General features: G+C 72.3%; 16 protein-coding genes. 8 read left to right on the top strand and 8 right to left on the bottom strand.

The genetic code is table 11. The features are described from left to right. Positions 1–146 precede the first annotated feature (146 nt). Positions 147–446, top strand: coding sequence for a hypothetical protein (locus AB0I52_RS15505; protein WP_363072718.1), 300 nt, complete (start codon positions 147–149; stop codon positions 444–446). On the opposite strand, the gene AB0I52_RS15500 is transcribed toward AB0I52_RS15505, so the two are convergent. The 3 genes from AB0I52_RS15500 to AB0I52_RS15490 form a co-directional block, all read right to left on the bottom strand. After that, on the bottom strand, positions 394–1,158 hold the full coding sequence (locus AB0I52_RS15500; RefSeq protein WP_363072716.1) for an SDR family NAD(P)-dependent oxidoreductase: 765 nt from the start codon (positions 1,156–1,158) through the stop codon (positions 394–396). The genes AB0I52_RS15505 and AB0I52_RS15500 overlap by 53 nt on opposite strands. A 36-nt stretch (positions 1,159–1,194) precedes the next feature. Further along, a complete protein-coding gene (locus AB0I52_RS15495) occupies positions 1,195–2,022 on the bottom strand; it encodes a DNA-formamidopyrimidine glycosylase family protein (RefSeq protein ID WP_363072714.1) in 828 nt (275 codons plus the stop codon). A 73-nt stretch (positions 2,023–2,095) separates the two neighbouring features. Further along, the gene (locus tag AB0I52_RS15490) at positions 2,096–6,766 is read right to left on the bottom strand and encodes a DEAD/DEAH box helicase (protein ID WP_363072712.1); all 4,671 of its coding nucleotides are present in this window, start codon (positions 6,764–6,766) and stop codon (positions 2,096–2,098) included. Positions 6,767–6,903: 137 nt separating this feature from the next. Between AB0I52_RS15490 and AB0I52_RS15485 the strand changes: the two genes are divergently transcribed. The 3 genes from AB0I52_RS15485 (at position 6,904) to AB0I52_RS15475 (ending at position 8,880) form a co-directional block, all read left to right on the top strand. Next, a complete protein-coding gene (locus AB0I52_RS15485; protein ID WP_363072710.1) occupies positions 6,904–7,767 on the top strand; it encodes an AraC family transcriptional regulator in 864 nt (287 codons plus the stop codon). 64 nt (positions 7,768–7,831) lie between these two features. Further along, a complete protein-coding gene (locus AB0I52_RS15480; RefSeq protein WP_363072752.1) occupies positions 7,832–8,578 on the top strand; it encodes an AzlC family ABC transporter permease in 747 nt (248 codons plus the stop codon). Continuing rightward, positions 8,575–8,880 carry an AzlD domain-containing protein gene (locus AB0I52_RS15475; RefSeq protein ID WP_363072708.1) on the top strand — a complete coding sequence of 102 codons (306 nt, stop codon included), beginning with the start codon at positions 8,575–8,577 and terminating at the stop codon, positions 8,878–8,880. Before AB0I52_RS15480 ends, AB0I52_RS15475 begins: the two co-directional genes overlap by 4 nt. A 24-nt stretch (positions 8,881–8,904) precedes the next feature. Here the strand turns inward: AB0I52_RS15475 and AB0I52_RS15470 are convergent, their stop codons facing one another. After that, positions 8,905–9,819, bottom strand: a complete 915-nt coding sequence (locus AB0I52_RS15470; protein ID WP_363072706.1) for a hypothetical protein — start codon at positions 9,817–9,819, stop codon at positions 8,905–8,907. 79 nt (positions 9,820–9,898) lie between these two features. Here AB0I52_RS15470 and AB0I52_RS15465 point away from each other — a divergent pair, with 79 nt between their 5' ends. From AB0I52_RS15465 to recX, 4 genes are all read left to right on the top strand, one after another. Next, positions 9,899–10,093, top strand: coding sequence for a DUF3046 domain-containing protein (locus AB0I52_RS15465; protein ID WP_363072704.1), 195 nt, complete (start codon positions 9,899–9,901; stop codon positions 10,091–10,093). A gap of 181 nt (positions 10,094–10,274) precedes the next feature. Further along, positions 10,275–11,444 carry an AI-2E family transporter gene (locus AB0I52_RS15460; RefSeq protein WP_363072750.1) on the top strand — a complete coding sequence of 390 codons (1,170 nt, stop codon included), beginning with the start codon at positions 10,275–10,277 and terminating at the stop codon, positions 11,442–11,444. 321 nt (positions 11,445–11,765) lie between these two features. Continuing rightward, complete coding sequence (recA, locus tag AB0I52_RS15455; RefSeq protein ID WP_363072702.1) at positions 11,766–12,896, top strand: recombinase RecA; 1,131 nt, start codon at positions 11,766–11,768, stop codon at positions 12,894–12,896. 3 nt (positions 12,897–12,899) lie between these two features. Continuing rightward, entirely contained in the window at positions 12,900–13,646 is a 747-nt protein-coding gene (recX, locus tag AB0I52_RS15450) for a recombination regulator RecX (protein WP_363072700.1), read from the top strand. A 24-nt stretch (positions 13,647–13,670) separates the two neighbouring features. Here the strand turns inward: recX and AB0I52_RS15445 are convergent, their stop codons facing one another. From AB0I52_RS15445 to AB0I52_RS15430, 4 genes are all read right to left on the bottom strand, one after another. Continuing rightward, on the bottom strand, positions 13,671–14,330 hold the full coding sequence (locus tag AB0I52_RS15445) for a hypothetical protein (protein ID WP_363072698.1): 660 nt from the start codon (positions 14,328–14,330) through the stop codon (positions 13,671–13,673). Positions 14,331–14,983: 653 nt separating this feature from the next. Continuing rightward, on the bottom strand, positions 14,984–15,352 hold the full coding sequence (locus tag AB0I52_RS15440; protein WP_363072748.1) for a rhodanese-like domain-containing protein: 369 nt from the start codon (positions 15,350–15,352) through the stop codon (positions 14,984–14,986). Positions 15,353–15,492: 140 nt separating this feature from the next. Beyond that, positions 15,493–16,029, bottom strand: coding sequence for a cysteine dioxygenase (locus AB0I52_RS15435; RefSeq protein WP_363072696.1), 537 nt, complete (start codon positions 16,027–16,029; stop codon positions 15,493–15,495). A 74-nt stretch (positions 16,030–16,103) separates the two neighbouring features. Continuing rightward, a complete protein-coding gene (locus tag AB0I52_RS15430) occupies positions 16,104–16,190 on the bottom strand; it encodes a putative leader peptide (protein WP_311307652.1) in 87 nt (28 codons plus the stop codon). Positions 16,191–16,194: the final 4 nt, after the last annotated feature.

The raw sequence follows: 16,194 nt of genomic DNA, 5'->3' as shown, positions 1-16,194 counted from the left end.
ATGCGGCCCCGGTGGCGCCGGGTGAGACTGCGAGGGTGTGCGGTTGCGCCGTGCGCGCCGGTACTGCACCGGTGCGCTCTCCCGTCGGGTGATCGGGCCGGACATATTGCCGGGAGGGGTACTGGGTTCGGCCGGAGGAGGCAGCCATGGTACGGCGATGGGTGCCGGCGCTCGTTCTCGGTGGTGTGTGGTGGTGGGCCGTGCTGCGGCTGGTGCTGGAGCCGGCGCACACCGGGGTGGTTGAGGGAGCGGTGGCGGCGGGCGGCTGGGGACTGAGCCTCCTGCCGGTGCATGTGGCCGCGACCGCCCGGCCGACGGGGATATTCGACGCGGGTACCGGCCTGCTGCGGCGGTGCGCCGCGGGGGTGTGGTCCCGGTGGGCTGCCTCGGCGGCTACCAGGGCATGGCGACGCCGCCGTTCGGGCGGAGGATCTGACCCGTCATGAAGGCCGACGCGTCGGACGCCAGATGCAGAACCGTGTGCGCCACGTCCATGGGCTCCCCGACCCTGCCCAGCGGCGATATCCGCGCCATGGCGGCCTCCGCCCGGTGCTGCTGCTCCGCGTCGTGGCGGGCGGTCATGGGGGTGCGGACCCAGCCCGGGGCGACGGCGTTGACCCGGATGGCCTGCGGCCCCAGCTCGGTCGCCAGGGTCTTGGTCAGCTGGACCACCGCGGCTTTGGCCGCGCTGTAGCAGAGCAGCCCCGGGCTGGCGGAGTCGACCGCGCCCGAGGCCATGGTGATCAGCGAGCCGGGGGCATCGCGGGCGAGCATGGAGCGGGCCACTTCCTGACAGGCGTACAGAACACCCTTGAAGTTGACCGAGAGCACGCGGTCGAGGTCCTCGTCAGCGGTCTCCAGGACGCTGCTCGTGTGCATGATCCCGGCGACGGCGGCCAGGATGTCCAGATTTCCGGCGGCCGCGACGGCGGCCCGGACCTGATCGCGGTCGGTGACGTCCAGCGGGTGGGTGTGGGCATCGCCACCGGCCGCGGCGATCAGCTCCCGGGTCTCCTGGAGACCCTTCGCGTCGAGATCCGCGCAGTGGACGGTGGCGCCCGCCTCCGAGAGGAGGACGGCGCAGGCGCGGCCGATGCCGCCTGCCGCGCCGGTGACGAACGCGGATCGGCCGGTGAGGTCGTACGCGGCGAGGGGCATGACCGGACCGTACGACTGGATCTGACGGGTCGTCAACTAGTGGGTGGGGCCGGATTGGCAGCCTGGGCACCAGTAGGCGGGGCGGCCGTCCTGCTCCGCCGTGCGGATCGGTGTTCCGCAGCGCAGGCAGGGGCGGTGGGATCTGCCGTAGACCCAGAGGTTCTCGCTCGGGCGGCCGGCGCGGGAAGGCCGACCGGTGGCGGTGCGGAGGCGTGCGCCGGTGGTGGTGATGCGGACCGGACGGTCGCGGTTGGCTTCGAGGAGCTGGTGGGCGGTGCTCACCAGAAGGGCAGCCGTGGCCGCGGGCAGTTCACCGACGGGGAGCCAGGGCGTGGCACGGGCCAGGAAGCACAGCTCGGCCTTGTAGATGTTGCCGATGCCGGCCAGGTTGCGCTGGTCGAGGAGGGCCTCGCCGAGGGGGCGGGCGGGGTCGGCGAGCAGATTGCGCAGCGCTGTGCCGGCGTCCCAGTCGGGGCCCAGGAGGTCCGGGCCGAGGTGGCCGACCGCCGTCTCCTCGTCCGCGGTGCGCAGGAGTTCGAGGACGGGGAGGCGGTAGCCGACGGCCGTGTGCGCGGTGTTGGCGAGGATGGCGCGGATCTGGTGTGCGGGGCCGCCGCGCCAGCGCTCGTCAGGGTCGTAGATCCGCCAGGCGCCGTCCATCCGCAGATGGCTGTGGAGGGTCAGGCCGCCCTCGAAGCGGGTCAGCAGGTGCTTGCCGCGCGAGATGACGCCGAGCACGGTCCGGCCAGTGAGGTCGGCAGTGGCGAACCGGGGGACGCGCAGGTCGGACCTGGTGAGGACCTGATCTGCGAGCGCGTGGTGCAGACTCCTGGCGGTCTGCAGGACGGTGTCTCCTTCGGGCATGCCTCCATGATGCGCGGGATGTGGGCTGCGGGGCGGTTCCCGGGGCGGCAGCCGCGGCGCTGCGCGGGCCGGGTCAGGCGCGGAGGCGGAGGCCTCTCGGGGTGGCGAGGAAACCGGCCGACTCCAGCGTGCGGCCCAGCGGCGAGGTCAGCGCCGAGGCGCCGTTGGTGCGCTCCACCGTCACCGTGCCGAGGGCTCCGGCGCGGGCGGCCGCGGCCAGGGCCGCCGCGGCCGCCCGGAGGGCGGGATCATCCGGATCGGCGGGCCAGGCCAGCAGCGTCTTCCCGCCGCGCTCCATGTAGAGGGTCAGTTCGCCGTCGACCAGGACCACGAGGGAGCCCGCCTTGCGGCCGGGCTTGTGCCCGGCCCCGTCCGGTGGCTCGGGCCAGGGCAGCGCCGCACCGTAGGCATTGGCCGGGTCGGCCGCGGCGAGGACCAGGGCGCCGGGGGCCACGCCCGGTTCCTTGCGGTCGCGGGCGGTGGACGCCGCGCGGAGCCGGTCGACCGCGCCGTCCATGGCGAACTGTGCGGCCCCCAGCCCCTCCACGACATAGCCGCGGCGCGCCTGACCGTTGTCCTCGAAGACGGACAGCACGCGGTACGCGGCGGAGAAGCCGCCCACGACGCCCTCGGCCTGGACCGCGCCGCGGGTCACCACACCGTGCCGGTCCAGCAGGGTGCGGGCCAGGGCGTGGGCCCGGCGAGTGGGGTCCGGCTCGGCGGCGGGCAGCAGGGACCAGCGGCCCGACACCGTGGGCGGGCCCGTGCGGGAGGCCGGGCGGGCCGAGGCCGTCAGCGAGCCGTAACGGCCGCGCGGGACGTTCCGTCTGGCTCGGTGCGCGGTCGATCCGGCGGTGCGACCGGAGCCGAGGAGCGAACGCAGCGGTGCCAGCGTGTCGTTGGTGAGCCGGCCCGACCAGGTGAGGTCCCAGAGCGCGTCCGCCAGCTGCGGATCGGTGCAGTCCGGGTGCGTGGTGGCCCGGACCTGATCGGCGATCTGGCGGAAGAAGAGCCCGTATCCGCCGGTCAGAGAGGTGAGCACGGATTCGTGCAGTGCGCTGAGTTCGAGCGGGCGCGGGGGAGCCAGGAGCAGGGGGGCGCTGTCGGCCAGGTAGAGGGAGAGCCAGCCGTCCTTGCCGGGGAGGGCGCCCGCACCGGCCCACACGACCTCGCCGGTGGTGGTGAGTTCGTCGAGCAGCGCGGGGGAGTAATCGGTGACGCGGCCGGGCAGGACCAGCTTCTCCAGGGCCGACGCGGGGACGGGAGCGCCCTGCAACTGCTCGATGGCACGGGCCAGTCCGTCGATTCCGCGCAGGCTGTTGCTGCCGAGATGCTGCCACTGGGGCAGGAAGCCCGCGAGGGCGGCGGGCGGGACCGGCTCCAGCTCGTGCCGGAGCGCGGCGAGCGAGCGGCGCCGCAGCCGCCGCAGCACCGTGGCGTCGCACCACTCCTGGCCGATGCCGGCGGGATGGAACTCCCCCTGGACGATCCGGCCGGACGCCGCCAGCCGTTGCAGCGCACCGTCGGTGACCGCGGTGCCGAGGCCGAAGCGGGCGGCGGCCGCGGTGGAGGTGAACGGGCCGTGCGTACGGGCGTAGCGGGCGAGGAGATCGCCGAGCGGGTCCTTCACCGGTTCGGTGAACGCCTCCGGGACGCCTACGGGAAGCGCTGTGCCCAGTGCGTCGCGCAGCCGTCCGGCGTCCTCGATCGCCGCCCAGTGCTCGCCGCCGCCGATCCGGACCCGGATGGCCCGGCGGGCCGATGACAGCTCCTGCGCCCACGGTGGTTCGGCCCCGCGCTCGGCCAGTTCCGCGGTGGTGAGGGGTCCCAGGACCCGCAGCAGATCGGCGACGCCCTCGATGTCCTTGATCCGGCGGTCCTCGGCCAGCCACTGGAGCTCCCGCTCCAGCTCGGTCAGGACGTCGGCGTCGAGCAGCTCGCGCAGCTCCGCCTGGCCCAGCAGCTCGGCCAGGAGGTGGGAATCGAGGGAGAGCGCGGCGGCTCGCCGCTCGGCGAGGGGGGAGTCGCCCTCGTACAGGAACTGCGCGACGTAGCCGAACAGGAGCGAGCGTGCGAACGGTGAGGGTTCCTGGGTCGTCACCTCGACCAGGCGGATCCGGCGCGCTTCCAGATCGCCCATCACTTCCGTGAGCCCGGGGACGTCGAAGACGTCCTGGAGGCATTCGCGGACCGCTTCGAGAACGATGGGGAAGGAGCCGAACTCGGAGGCGACCTGGAGGAGCTGGGCGGCCCGCTGCCGCTGCTGCCACAGCGGTGTGCGCTTGCCGGGGCTGCGCCGCGGGAGCAGGAGTGCCCTGGCCGCGCACTCGCGGAACCGGGAGGCGAACAGGGCGGAACCGCCGACCTGGTCGGTGACGATCTGCCCGATCTCGCCCTGGTCGAAGGCCACATCGGCGGCGCCGACGGGGGGCTGGTCGCCGTCCTGGGCGGCGTTCGACAGCGGGGCCGGTGCCCTGCCGCCGGAGTCGGCCCGGTCCTGGTCCACCGGGTCGAAGTCGAGGAGATCCAGGCCCATCATGTCGGCGTCCGGCAGCCTGAGGACGATACCGTCGTCGGCGTGCATGACCTGGGCGTCCATGCCGTACCGCTCGGCGAGGCGGGCGCTGAGCGCGAGCGCCCACGGGGCGTGCACCTGGGCGCCGAACGGCGAGTGCACGACGACACGCCAGTCGCCCAGCTCGTCGCGGAAACGCTCGACGAGGATCGTCCGGTCGTCCGGCACGTGACCACAGGCCCGGCGCTGCTCGTCGATGTACGACAGCACGTTGTCCACGGCCCAGGTGTCCAGGCCCGCGGCCAGCAGCCGTTGCCGCGCGTCCTCGGGGGACAGCCCGCCGAGCTCGCGCAGGAAGGCGCCCAGGGCGCGGCCCAGCTCCAGCGGGCGGCCCAGCTGGTCGCCCTTCCAGAACGGCAGCCGTCCGGGAACGCCGGGCGCGGGCGTCACCAGGACCCGGTCGCGGGTGATGTCCTCGATCCGCCAGGACGTGGTGCCCAGCGTGAAGACGTCGCCGACCCGGGACTCGTACACCATCTCCTCGTCCAGCTCACCGACCCGGCCGCCGCCCTTCTTGGGGTCGGCTCCCGCGAGGAAGACCCCGAAGAGTCCGCGGTCGGGAATGGTGCCACCGGAGGTGACCGCGAGCCGCTGGGCGCCGGGACGGCCCGTGACCGTACCCGCGACGCGGTCCCAGACCACGCGCGGGCGCAGTTCGGCGAAGGCGTCGGACGGATAGCGGCCGGCCAGCATGTCGAGCACGGCGGTGAACGCCGACTCGGGAAGCGAGGCGAAAGGGGCGGCCCGGCGGGTCACGGCCAGCAGGTCGTCCACCTGCCAGCTGTCCAGGGCGACCATCGCGACCAGCTGCTGGGCCAGCACGTCCAGCGGGTTGGACGGGATCCGCAGCGCCTCGATGGAACCCTCGCGCATCCGCTCGGTGACCACCGCCGCCTGCACCAGATCACCGCGGTACTTCGGGAACACGACCCCGGTGGACACCGCTCCCACCTGGTGTCCGGCACGGCCGACCCGCTGCAGCCCGGAGGCGACCGACGGCGGTGACTCCACCTGGATCACCAGGTCGACCGCACCCATGTCGATGCCCAGCTCCAGGCTCGAGGTGGCGACCACGGCGGGCAGCCTGCCCGCCTTGAGGTCCTCCTCGACCTGGGCCCGCTGTTCCTTGGAGACCGATCCGTGGTGCGCCCGCGCGAGCAGAGCGGGCGCACCCTTCGCGGCACCCGACTCGGCCATGATCTCGGCGGGGGAGTGGGCCTCCGGCATCGTCTCGCCGGTGGCCCGCTCGTACGCGATCTCGTTGAGCCGGTTGCAGAGCCGCTCGGCGAGACGGCGGGAGTTGGCGAAGACGATGGTGGAGCGGTGCGCCTGGACGAGATCGGCGATCCGCTCCTCCACATGCGGCCAGATCGACGGCTTGTCCGCCTGGCCCGCGGTGTCGGTGCCGGCGGCGGGGGAGCCGCCGAGCTCGCCCAGATCCTCGACCGGTACGACCACCGACAGATCGAACTGTTTGGTGGACGGCGGCTGGACGATCTCCACCCGCCGCTGCGGGGAGAGGAACCGCGCCACTTCGTCGACCGGGCGGACCGTGGCGGACAGGCCGATCCGGCGGGCCGGCCGCGGCAGCAGTTCGTCGAGGCGCTCCAGCGACAGGGCGAGATGGGCGCCCCGCTTGGTGCCCGCGACGGCATGCACCTCGTCCAGGATCACCGTCTCGATCCCGGCCAGCGCCTCCCGGGCCGAGGAGGTCAGCATCAGGAACAGGGACTCGGGCGTGGTGATCAGGATGTCCGGCGGCCTGGTCGCCATCGACCGGCGCTCGGCGGGCGGGGTGTCGCCCGAGCGGATCCCCACGCGTACCTCGGGCTCGGGCAGTCCGAGGCGCACCGACTCCTGGCGGATGCCGGTGAGCGGGGAGCGGAGATTGCGCTCCACGTCGACCGCGAGGGCTTTGAGTGGCGATACGTAAAGCACCCGGCAGCGCTTCTTCGCCTCGGCGGGCGGCGGGACCGTCGTCAGCTGGTCCAGGGCGGCGAGGAAGGCGGCCAGGGTCTTGCCCGATCCGGTCGGCGCGACGACCAGCACGTCCGACCCGGCGCCGATCGCCCGCCAGGCGCCCTCCTGCGCGGCCGTCGGCGCGCTGAAGGCGCCCGTGAACCAGCTGCGGGTCGCGGCGGAGAACGAATCGAGTGCGGAGCCGGTCATGGTCCCTATCGTGCACCCCGCTACTGACAACGGCCGCGACGCCGCCCTGCGACCGGGCCGGGCCACCCGCTCCGGCCGGATTCGCGGCCGGGCGGCCACGGTCGGTGACCTCCGCCGCGAGCTGCGAGAATCCGGGTATGGCGGGAACCGCGGGACCGGGGGAGTGGGCGAGGTACTGGCAGTACGCGGAACTGCCCGACCTCGACCTGCTGCGGGCCCGCTACGTCCGCCACACCTTCCCGCGCCACAGCCACGAGGGCTATGTGTTCGGCACCATCAGCCACGGGGTCGAGGACGTCGGGCTGCCCGGCGGCACCGTCCACGCGGGCCCCGGCACCGTCGTCATGATCAACCCGGAGGTGCCGCACACCGCCCGCGCCGGTGTCCCCGAGGGCTGGGTGTACGCCACGCTCTACCCGTCCGCACAGGTGATCAACGACATCGCGGCCGATACGACGAGCCTGCGGGGCACGGTCGGCTTCACGGAGACCGGCGTGGTCGATCCGTACGCGGCCCGGCTGATCGGCGAGGTCCACCGCGCGGCGGAGGAGGGCAACGCACTCGCCGCGGACAGTCTGCTGCGGGTCATGGTCACGCGCCTGCTCACCCGGCACGGCAGCGCGCTTCCCCTCTTCGAGCCCCGGGCGGCGGGCGCGCGGGACGCGGAGCGTGCCCGAGCCGTACTGGAGAGCAGGATGGCCGGGCCGCCCACGCTGGAGGCGCTGGCCACCGAGCTGGGCACGAGCCCGTTCGCGCTGCTGAGGGCCTTCAAGAAGCAGTACGGAATGCCGCCGCACACCTGGCTCACCGACGCCCGGGTCCGACGTGCGCGCCGGATGCTCGACGCGGGCACGCCTCCCGCGGTGGCGGCCGCCGAGGTCGGCTTCACCGACCAGCCGCACCTCAACCGTCACTTCACCCGGATCGTGGGCGTGCCGCCGGGCGCCTACCAGCGCGAACGTGCAAGAACGTACAAGACCGGCCCTGAGCTGCCCGGGTAGCGTTCCGACCGTGGCAGAACAGACAGCACCTCAGAGAGCCGGCGAACCGGCCGGCGGCAGTGTGATGACCGCCGGGGCGAAGCCGGACGCGGCCGTCGTACGTGACGCGCTCGGCGTCGGCATCGCCGTCGGGCTCTCCGGCTTCGCCTTCGGCGTCACCTCGGCCGGCTCCGGACTGAGCCTGCTGCAGACCTGCGCGCTCAGCCTCCTCGTCTTCACCGGGGCCTCCCAGTTCGCCCTGGTGGGCGCCCTCGCCGCGGGCGGCAATCCGTACACCGCGGCAGCCGGTGCCTTCTTCCTCGGCGTACGCAACTCGTTCTACGGCCTGCGGCTGTCGCAGTTGCTCTCACTCCCGCGCGTCGTGCGTCCCTTCGCCGCCCACTGGGTGATCGACGAGACGACAGCCGTGACGCTGCCCCAGCCCACCCGGCGGGCCGCCCGGATCGGCTTCACCGTCACCGGGCTCACGCTCTACGTGCTGTGGAACCTCACCACGCTGGTCGGCGCCCTGGGCGCCGAGGCGCTCGGCGACACCGACGCCTGGGGGCTGGACGCGGCCAGTCCCGCCGTCTTTCTCGCCCTGCTCGCGCCGATGCTGAAGACCACGACGGAACGCGTCACCGCCGGGATCGCGGTTGTCCTCGTCCTCGGTCTGCTGCCGGTGCTGCCCGCCGGGGTGCCCGTACTGGTGTCCGCGCTCGCGGCACCCATCGTCCTCTTCATGAGGGGACGCGGTAAGGGCCCGAGGGACATGAACGACATGAACGACGCGACGGTTGCGCGCACGAGCACTTCGGAGGACGGCCGATGAACGTCTGGATCGCCATCGCGCTGACTGCCGTCGGCTGCTACCTCGCCAAGCTCCTCGGGCTCCTGGTGCCCGCCGGAGCTCTGGAGCGCCCCCTCGTGCAGCGCCTCGCCGCGCTGCTGCCGGTGGCGCTCCTGGCCGCCCTGACCGCGCAGCAGACCTTCGGGGACGGACAGCACCTGGTGCTGGACGCCAGGGGCGCGGGCCTCGCCGCGGCGGCGCTCGCACTCGTCCTGCGCGCCCCCTTCCTCGTCGTGGTGGGCGCTGCCGTGGCCGTCACCGCCGCAGTGCGCGCCCTCGGGTGAACACCCGCGGCCCGGGGACCCGTGTCAGCCCAGGCCGCGCCCGTGCGCGCGCAGCGTCTGCAACGCCCTGAGCGTCACCAGGGGCCGCCCCTCCAGTGCGGTCCCCGGCGCCCATTGCCGCCAGGTCACCGGCCAGCCGCCGTCCGCCTCCTGCCCGGCCGCCAGGTGGTCCAGTGACAGATCCATCTCCGCGTCGGTGAACCACCGGCGGGCGAGCGACTCGGGGGCACGGGCGTAGTCGTACGGGAAGTGCTGCTCGCCGGGCGCGTATCCGGCCGCCACCGGGTACTCCGCGCGCTGCTCCGGATCCAGTACGGCGAGCCGCTGGTCGCGTACCAGGCGCCCCAGGCGATCGGCCGCGGCCTCGGCCCGCGACCGGTCCGGGGCTCCGTCGAGAAAGGCGACGGCCGCCTCGATCTCGTACGGATGCGACACCTGAAGGGCGTCGACGGCCGCCCAGCAGAAGTCGGTGGCCCGGAAGAGCCAGGCATGCCAGACCGCGTTTCGGTGCAGCAGCCCGACGACGGGGCCGGTGGCCAGCAGCTCGGCCGGCGGGTCGTCGACGATCGGAATGAATGGTGCGGCCGGATAGCCGCGTTGTGAGGGAAGGAGCGCGGGCAGTGCCCCCTCCTTCGTGGACACGTCCGTGAGGAAACGGCAGATCCGCTCCACCCGGAGACCGTCGCAGCGGCCGATGGAGTCGAGGACGCTCAGCGCGTGGGCCGTGTGCAGCGGCTGACTGACGGGGCCGCGCAGATCGGGTTCGAGCGCGTGACCGTACCCGCCGTCCTCATTGAGATACGCGGCGAGCGCCGTTTCCACGGCATCCGCACTTCCTTTCAGGAAGTGATGGGCGAACCGCCGCTGTTCGAGGACACGGGCCGTGAGCCAGATGAACTGCTCGGCACGGTTGAGGGGACTTTCTCCGGTTCCAGCCATGGACCGACCGTAGGCCGGTGAACGCTCTCGGCAAGGGCAGGCGGCCCGTCTGCACTCTCAGGAGCGGGATACTGATGGCATGCGGTTGACGATTTTCTGGGAGCGGATGGCGGACCACTTCGGCGCGGGCTACGCCGACTCCTTCGCGCGTGACCATGTGATGGCCGAGCTCGGCGGGTGCACGGTGCATCAGGCGCTGGCCGCCGGGTGGGACGCCAAGGACGTCTGGCGCGGAGTCTGCACGGCGGTCGGCATCCCCGCGGACAAACGCTGACACACAGCTCAGCGCTCTGCGCCGGGCGGTCGCCCGGGGTGCGCGACGGCGTGTCGCAGCGGTAGGCGAGACTGGCTCCGTGGCACCGACAGACGAGACCGCTCAGATCCAGCCCCCCCGCACCCCGCCCGTCCCGCCGGCCGAGCCACCGGCCCCGCCGTCCGGCACCGGGCGGGTCCGCATGCCCGCCTGGCTGCCGCGTGCGATGGTGCTGGCCCTTGCGCTCTACGCCTGCTTCCGGCTCGGGAGCTGGGCGTTCGACCAGCTCATCGGCCTGCTGATCAATGTGCTGATCTCCTTCTTCCTGGCGCTCGCCATCGAGCCCGCGGTGAGCCGCATGTCGGCCGCCGGTATGCGCCGGGGCCTCGCCACCTTCCTGGTCTTCCTCGCCGTGCTGATCGCGAGCGTTGGTTTCGTCGTGATGCTCGGCTCGATGCTCGCGGGCCAGATCGTCGACATGGTCGACGAGTTCCCCAAGTACCTCGACTCGGTGATCAACTGGGTCAACCAGACCTTCCGCACGGAGCTCTCCCGGGTCGAGGTGCAGGACAGCCTGCTGCACTCCGACTGGTTGCAGAAGTACGTCCAGAACAGTGCGACCGGTGTGCTCGACGTGTCGACCACGGTCCTCGGCGGTCTGTTCCGGCTGCTGACGATCTTCCTGTTCTCCTTCTACTTCGCGGCCGACGGGCCCCGGCTGCGCCGCGGGCTGTGTTCCGTCCTCCCGCCGTCCCGCCAGGCCGAGGTGTTGCGGGCCTGGGAGATCGCGGTCGCCAAGACCGGTGGGTATCTCTACTCGCGCGGCCTGATGGCGCTGGTCTCCGGAGTCGCGCACTACATCCTGCTGGCGGCTCTCGGAGTGCCGTACGCGCCGGCGCTCGCGGTCTGGGTCGGGCTCGTGTCGCAGTTCATCCCCACGATCGGCACTTATCTGGCGGGCGCCCTGCCGATGCTGATCGCCTTCACCGTCGACCCCTGGTACGCCCTCTGGGTCCTCGGGTTCGTCGTGGTGTACCAGCAGTTCGAGAACTACGTGCTGCAGCCCAAGCTGACCTCCAGGACTGTGGACATCCATCCGGCGGTCGCCTTCGGCTCGGTGATCGCGGGCACGGCGCTGATGGGCGCGGTCGGCGCGCTGATCGCCATCCCGGCCGTGGCCACGCTGCAGGCCTTCCTCGGCGCTTACGTGAAGCGGTACGACGTCGCGGACGACCCGCGGGTGCAGGGCCGGCACCAGGGGCGGCGCGGCGAGCCGCTGCCCATGCGGCTGCGCCGGCTCTGGCATGCCCCGGAGGACGGCGGCGGGCAGGGGACGGACGAGGAGTCGCAGGGACGGCAGCCGGGCTCCTGAGGGAGCTGTGCGTGCCCGGTGAGGGCGGAGGCGCTTCTGCCCGATGATGCCGCCGTAGCGCCGATATTGAGCGTGATGACGGATATGTGGCGGTAGCCCCATTGGTGACCGTTATCGGGGCTATCCTGGTGGCGAGCCGGTGCGGCGTGGTGCGCTTGACACTAAAATCGAACATCCGTTCTCATGGGATTCCGGCCGGGTTTTGCCGGGCTCGACCGTGGAGTTGTCCACAGGCCGGGAGGACGTCGAGGCCCATTGTCAGTGGCAGGGGTTAGCGTCTGAGACGTGAAGCGATCGACTCAAGCAAATCGGGTGGAACCCATGGCAGGAAACGACCGCGAGAAGGCGTTGGACGCCGCACTCGCACAGATTGAACGGCAATTCGGCAAGGGCGCGGTGATGCGCCTCGGCGAGCGGCCGAACGAGCCCATCGAAGTGATCCCCACCGGTTCGACGGCGCTCGACGTCGCGCTCGGCGTCGGCGGCCTGCCGCGCGGCCGTGTGGTGGAGGTGTACGGACCGGAGTCCTCCGGCAAGACGACGCTGACGCTGCACGCCGTGGCGAACGCGCAGAAGCTCGGCGGCACGGTGGCCTTCATCGATGCCGAACACGCCCTCGACCCCGAGTACGCGAAGAAGCTCGGCGTCGACATCGACAACCTCATCCTGTCCCAGCCGGACAACGGTGAGCAGGCTCTTGAGATCGTGGACATGCTGATCCGCTCGGGCGCCCTCGATCTGATCGTCATCGACTCCGTCGCGGCCCTGGTGCCCCGTGCGGAGATCGAGGGCGAGATGGGTGACTCGCACGTGGGTCTGCAGGCCCGTCTGATGAGCCAGGCGCTCCGCAAGATCACCAGCGCGCTCAACCAGTCCAAGACCACCGCGATCTTCATCAACCAGCTCCGCGAGAAGATCGGTGTGATGTTCGGCTCGCCGGAGACCACCACGGGTGGCCGCGCGCTCAAGTTCTACGCCTCGGTGCGCCTCGACATCCGACGGATCGAGACGCTCAAGGACGGCACCGACGCCGTCGGTAACCGCACCCGCGTCAAGGTCGTCAAGAACAAGGTCGCGCCGCCGTTCAAGCAGGCCGAGTTCGACATCCTCTACGGCCATGGCATCAGCCGCGAGGGCGGTCTGATCGACATGGGCGTGGACAACGGCTTCGTGCGCAAGGCCGGCGCCTGGTACACGTACGAGGGCGACCAGCTCGGCCAGGGCAAGGAGAACGCCCGCAACTTCCTCAAGGACAACCCCGATCTCGCCAACGAGATCGAGAAGAAGATCCTGGAGAAGCTGGGCGTCGGTGTGCGGCCCGAGGCAGTGCCCGCAGAGCCCGGGGCGGATGCGGCCGGAACCGCCGCGGCTCCGGCCGACGGCGCGGCGAAGCCGGTGTCCGCTGCGGCCGGCAAGGCCAAGCCGGCCAAGACGGCGGCGGCCAAGAGCTAGACCGTGACGCGTCGTACGGAGTGGCCGGGCAGCGCTGCCGAATCCGGCGCGGGCCCCGGCCCCGAATCCGCCGCCGGACACACCACCGGGCCCGATCCCGAGTCCGATCCTCCCTTCGAGCCGGCGGGGGCCGGCCGGGGCAGGGGGTCGGGTTCGGGCTCCGGATTCGGTGAGGGGGGCGGGCGCCGTTCCCGCTCCCGTTCCGGAAGCAGCGGCTCCCCCTCCCCGCCGAGGGCCGGGAAGGGGGAGCCGCGAGACCCGGTCGAGCAGGCGCGCGACATCTGTCTGCGGCTGCTCACCGGGACTGCGCGCACCCGGAAACAGCTCGCGGACGCACTGCGCAAACGGGAGATTCCCGATGAGGCCGCCGAAGAAGTGCTGTCGCGCTTCGAGGATGTCGGACTGATCGACGATGCCGCGTTCGCCGATGCCTGGGTGGAATCCCGGCATCAGGGCCGGGGGCTCGCCCGCCGCGCACTCGTCCGTGAGCTGCGGACCAAGGGGGTGGACTCGGCGGTCATCGACGAAGCCGTCGGTCAGCTCGACCCGGAGCAGGAGGAGGCGACAGCGCGTGAACTCGTCGCGCGCAGACTCCGGTCCACCCGGGGGCTGGACCGCGACAAGCGACTGCGCCGGCTCGCCGGCATGCTCGCCCGCAAGGGATACGGGGAGGGAATGGCCCTGCGTGTGGTGCGCAGAGCACTTGAGGAAGAGGGCGAGGACACGGAAGGGCTGGACGATCCCTTCTGACCGGCCGGCATCCCTGCTGTGTGCTTACTGCCCGGCGCGGGCGGCGCGGCTGATGGTGGCGTCGATCAGGGCGACGGCTTCTGCGGCGGTGCGCCCGGGGTACCGGTTCCACGGCCCGATCAGCCCGGTCCAGCCCTGGGAACGGAGCTCGGTGATCAGCCAGGCGCCGGCCCGGTCGACGGTGGCCTGCGAGCCGTAGCCGAGGCGGTGCGCGGTGAGCATGGCACCGCAGACGCAGCGGGCACCCCTGGCGTTGCGCAGCCGGTACGGGGTGTTCTGCCAGCCCCACTCGGTCAGGATCTGCCGCGCATGGGCGAGATGGGTGGAGGGGCGCACCTCGGCCTGTCCGATGCGCCGCCAGGAGTGGAGCCGGTCGGGCAGAACCGCACCGATGCGCCCGGGGAGCGGACGCTCGCGCGGCGCGGTGGCGGGCAGGGCGCGGACCGTATCCGCGATGAGCTGACCGACAGGGACGGACAGCAGGTCACGCCAGTCGGCCGGGGCCCCCTGCGACGGATGCGGCGGGTGTGACGGGCCGGCCGGATCGGACCCGGCCGGGACGGGACGCACGGGTTCCTGGGCCGTGAGGTCCCAGCCCGTGACGATCTGCCGCCACGCATCGGTGTCGTGGAGACGAGCGGCCTGGACGTCGAGTTCATCAGGGGTGTGGGCGGTGGTCGGCATGGGTGCGGGCTCCCCGTCATAGCGGTCCTTGTCGTTGAGGCGAATGTCCGTCCCGCACGGGGATCGCTCCACCGGAGCGAGGCCATACGGGTGTGTCGCTACGGATTCGGGCCGGGAATCGCCCTTTGACGCGCGGGCCGGGAAGCGCCTTGGTGCGGGGGAAAGCCCGCACGAAGACGACGGAACGCTCCGTGCACAGGCACCTGTGCACGGAGCAGTGTGTGACGCGTGCCGACGAGCAGCCCGTTGGTACCGAGATCAGGGATCCGGCAGGCCCCCGTGGACACGGCGGGCCCGGCCTCGGCATCGGCACATCAGCCGGCACCCCAGAGTCCCGGCAGTAAACTGGAGCCGTACCCCGGCGACGGGATACCCGCTGCCCTCACGGTCGGCGCCGTCTACCACCGCCGTCTACCACCCAGGCCTGGGCTCCGGGGATCTGACGTTGCCGCACGACCTGACCGCCCCCTGTACCGACGGCGGTGGGCGCCGCGGCGCTGCTGGCCCGGACTGTCTGCCGCGGTGCTGACGGCCCTGACTTGCCACGGCACTGCCGGGCGGAGTGGCGCTGAAGGCCCGCCCGGTGGAGGCCGTCACGTCGAGTCAGTGACCCGAGCCGCCGTCGGCCCGGGAGCCCCGCCCCGGGTTCCCGGTCACGCGTCGACCGGGAGCCCCGCCGCGCGCCAGGCCCGGAAGCCGCCGACCAGATCGGTGGCCCGGTACAGCCCGAGCCGGTGCAGGGACTCGACGGCGAGGCTCGACGCGTAGCCCTCGTTGCAGATCACCACGACCTGGAGGCCGTGGCTCACCGCCTCCGCCACGCGATGGCTCCCTCGCGGGTCCAGCCGCCACTCCAGCTCATTGCGTTCGACGACCAGCGCTCCCGGGATCAGCCCGTCCCGGGTGCGCAGCTCCGCGTAGCGGATGTCGACGAGCAGGGCCCCCTCGGCAGCCGCCGCCCTCGCCTCGTCGGGGCCGAGCCGCTCGTACCCGGACCGGACCCGCTCCAGCAGTTCATCGATCCCGACTCGCTCCGTACCGGCCTGACCCGTACCGGCCTGACCCGTACCGGCCTGACCCGTACCGGCCTGACCCGTACCGGCCTGTTCCGCACGAATCCGTCCTGTGACCGCTCGTTCCGTACCGTCGTGCGGTTCGTCGCTCACTGCCAGTCCTCCGGGCTCTCGGTCTGTTCGAGGCGGAGTACCGCGCCCGTGCGGCTGTAGCGCCGGATCTGCGGCAGCGGCGGATAGTACGCGTGGACGGAGACGGCGTGCTCCGCGGTGGACTCGTTCAGCACCTCGTGCACATGGTGCCTGCCGAAGGCCCTGCCCCGACCTGCCGTCAACTCCCGTGAGCGGTCGATGTCCTCGGCCAGTTCCAGGGTCTTCCACCCGTCGGTGGGCAGCCTCGCCGCGAGCGAGTGCTCCCTGAGGGTGCCGCTCGCGGTCAGGAAGGCGCCGATCGAGTCGGCGTGGTCGTGCCAGCCGGTGCCGGTGCCGGGCGGCCAGCCGATCAGCCAGGCCTCGCTGCCACCGGGCCCGTCGAGCCGGATCCAGGTGCGGCCCTCGGGATCGAGGGGGAGCGAGGCGGTGAGGCCGGCGTCCGCGGCGGTACGGCGGACGAAGTCGAGCAGTTCCGCAGCCGTCGGACCGGAAGCGGACGTGCGTACGGAAGCAGGGGAGGGGGAGGCAGACACGGGGACCGTCCTGAGAGTTCGCGCGGACGCTCACGCCGTACGTCGTGGGGCACGGCGGAGCGGGAGAAGGCGATTCAGCAGGACGGGCGACACACGCAGCCCGCATAGCGGAGCAGGTCCATATGGACCCTCCGCCACAGGCGCACATCGGTGTCGGTCATGTTC

The sequence above is a fragment of the Streptomyces sp. NPDC050423 genome, assembly GCF_040655445.1.
GTDB lineage: Bacteria > Actinomycetota > Actinomycetes > Streptomycetales > Streptomycetaceae > Streptomyces.
The sequence above is the reverse complement of the archived record's forward strand: the minus strand, read 5'-3'. Positions and strand labels throughout refer to the sequence as shown.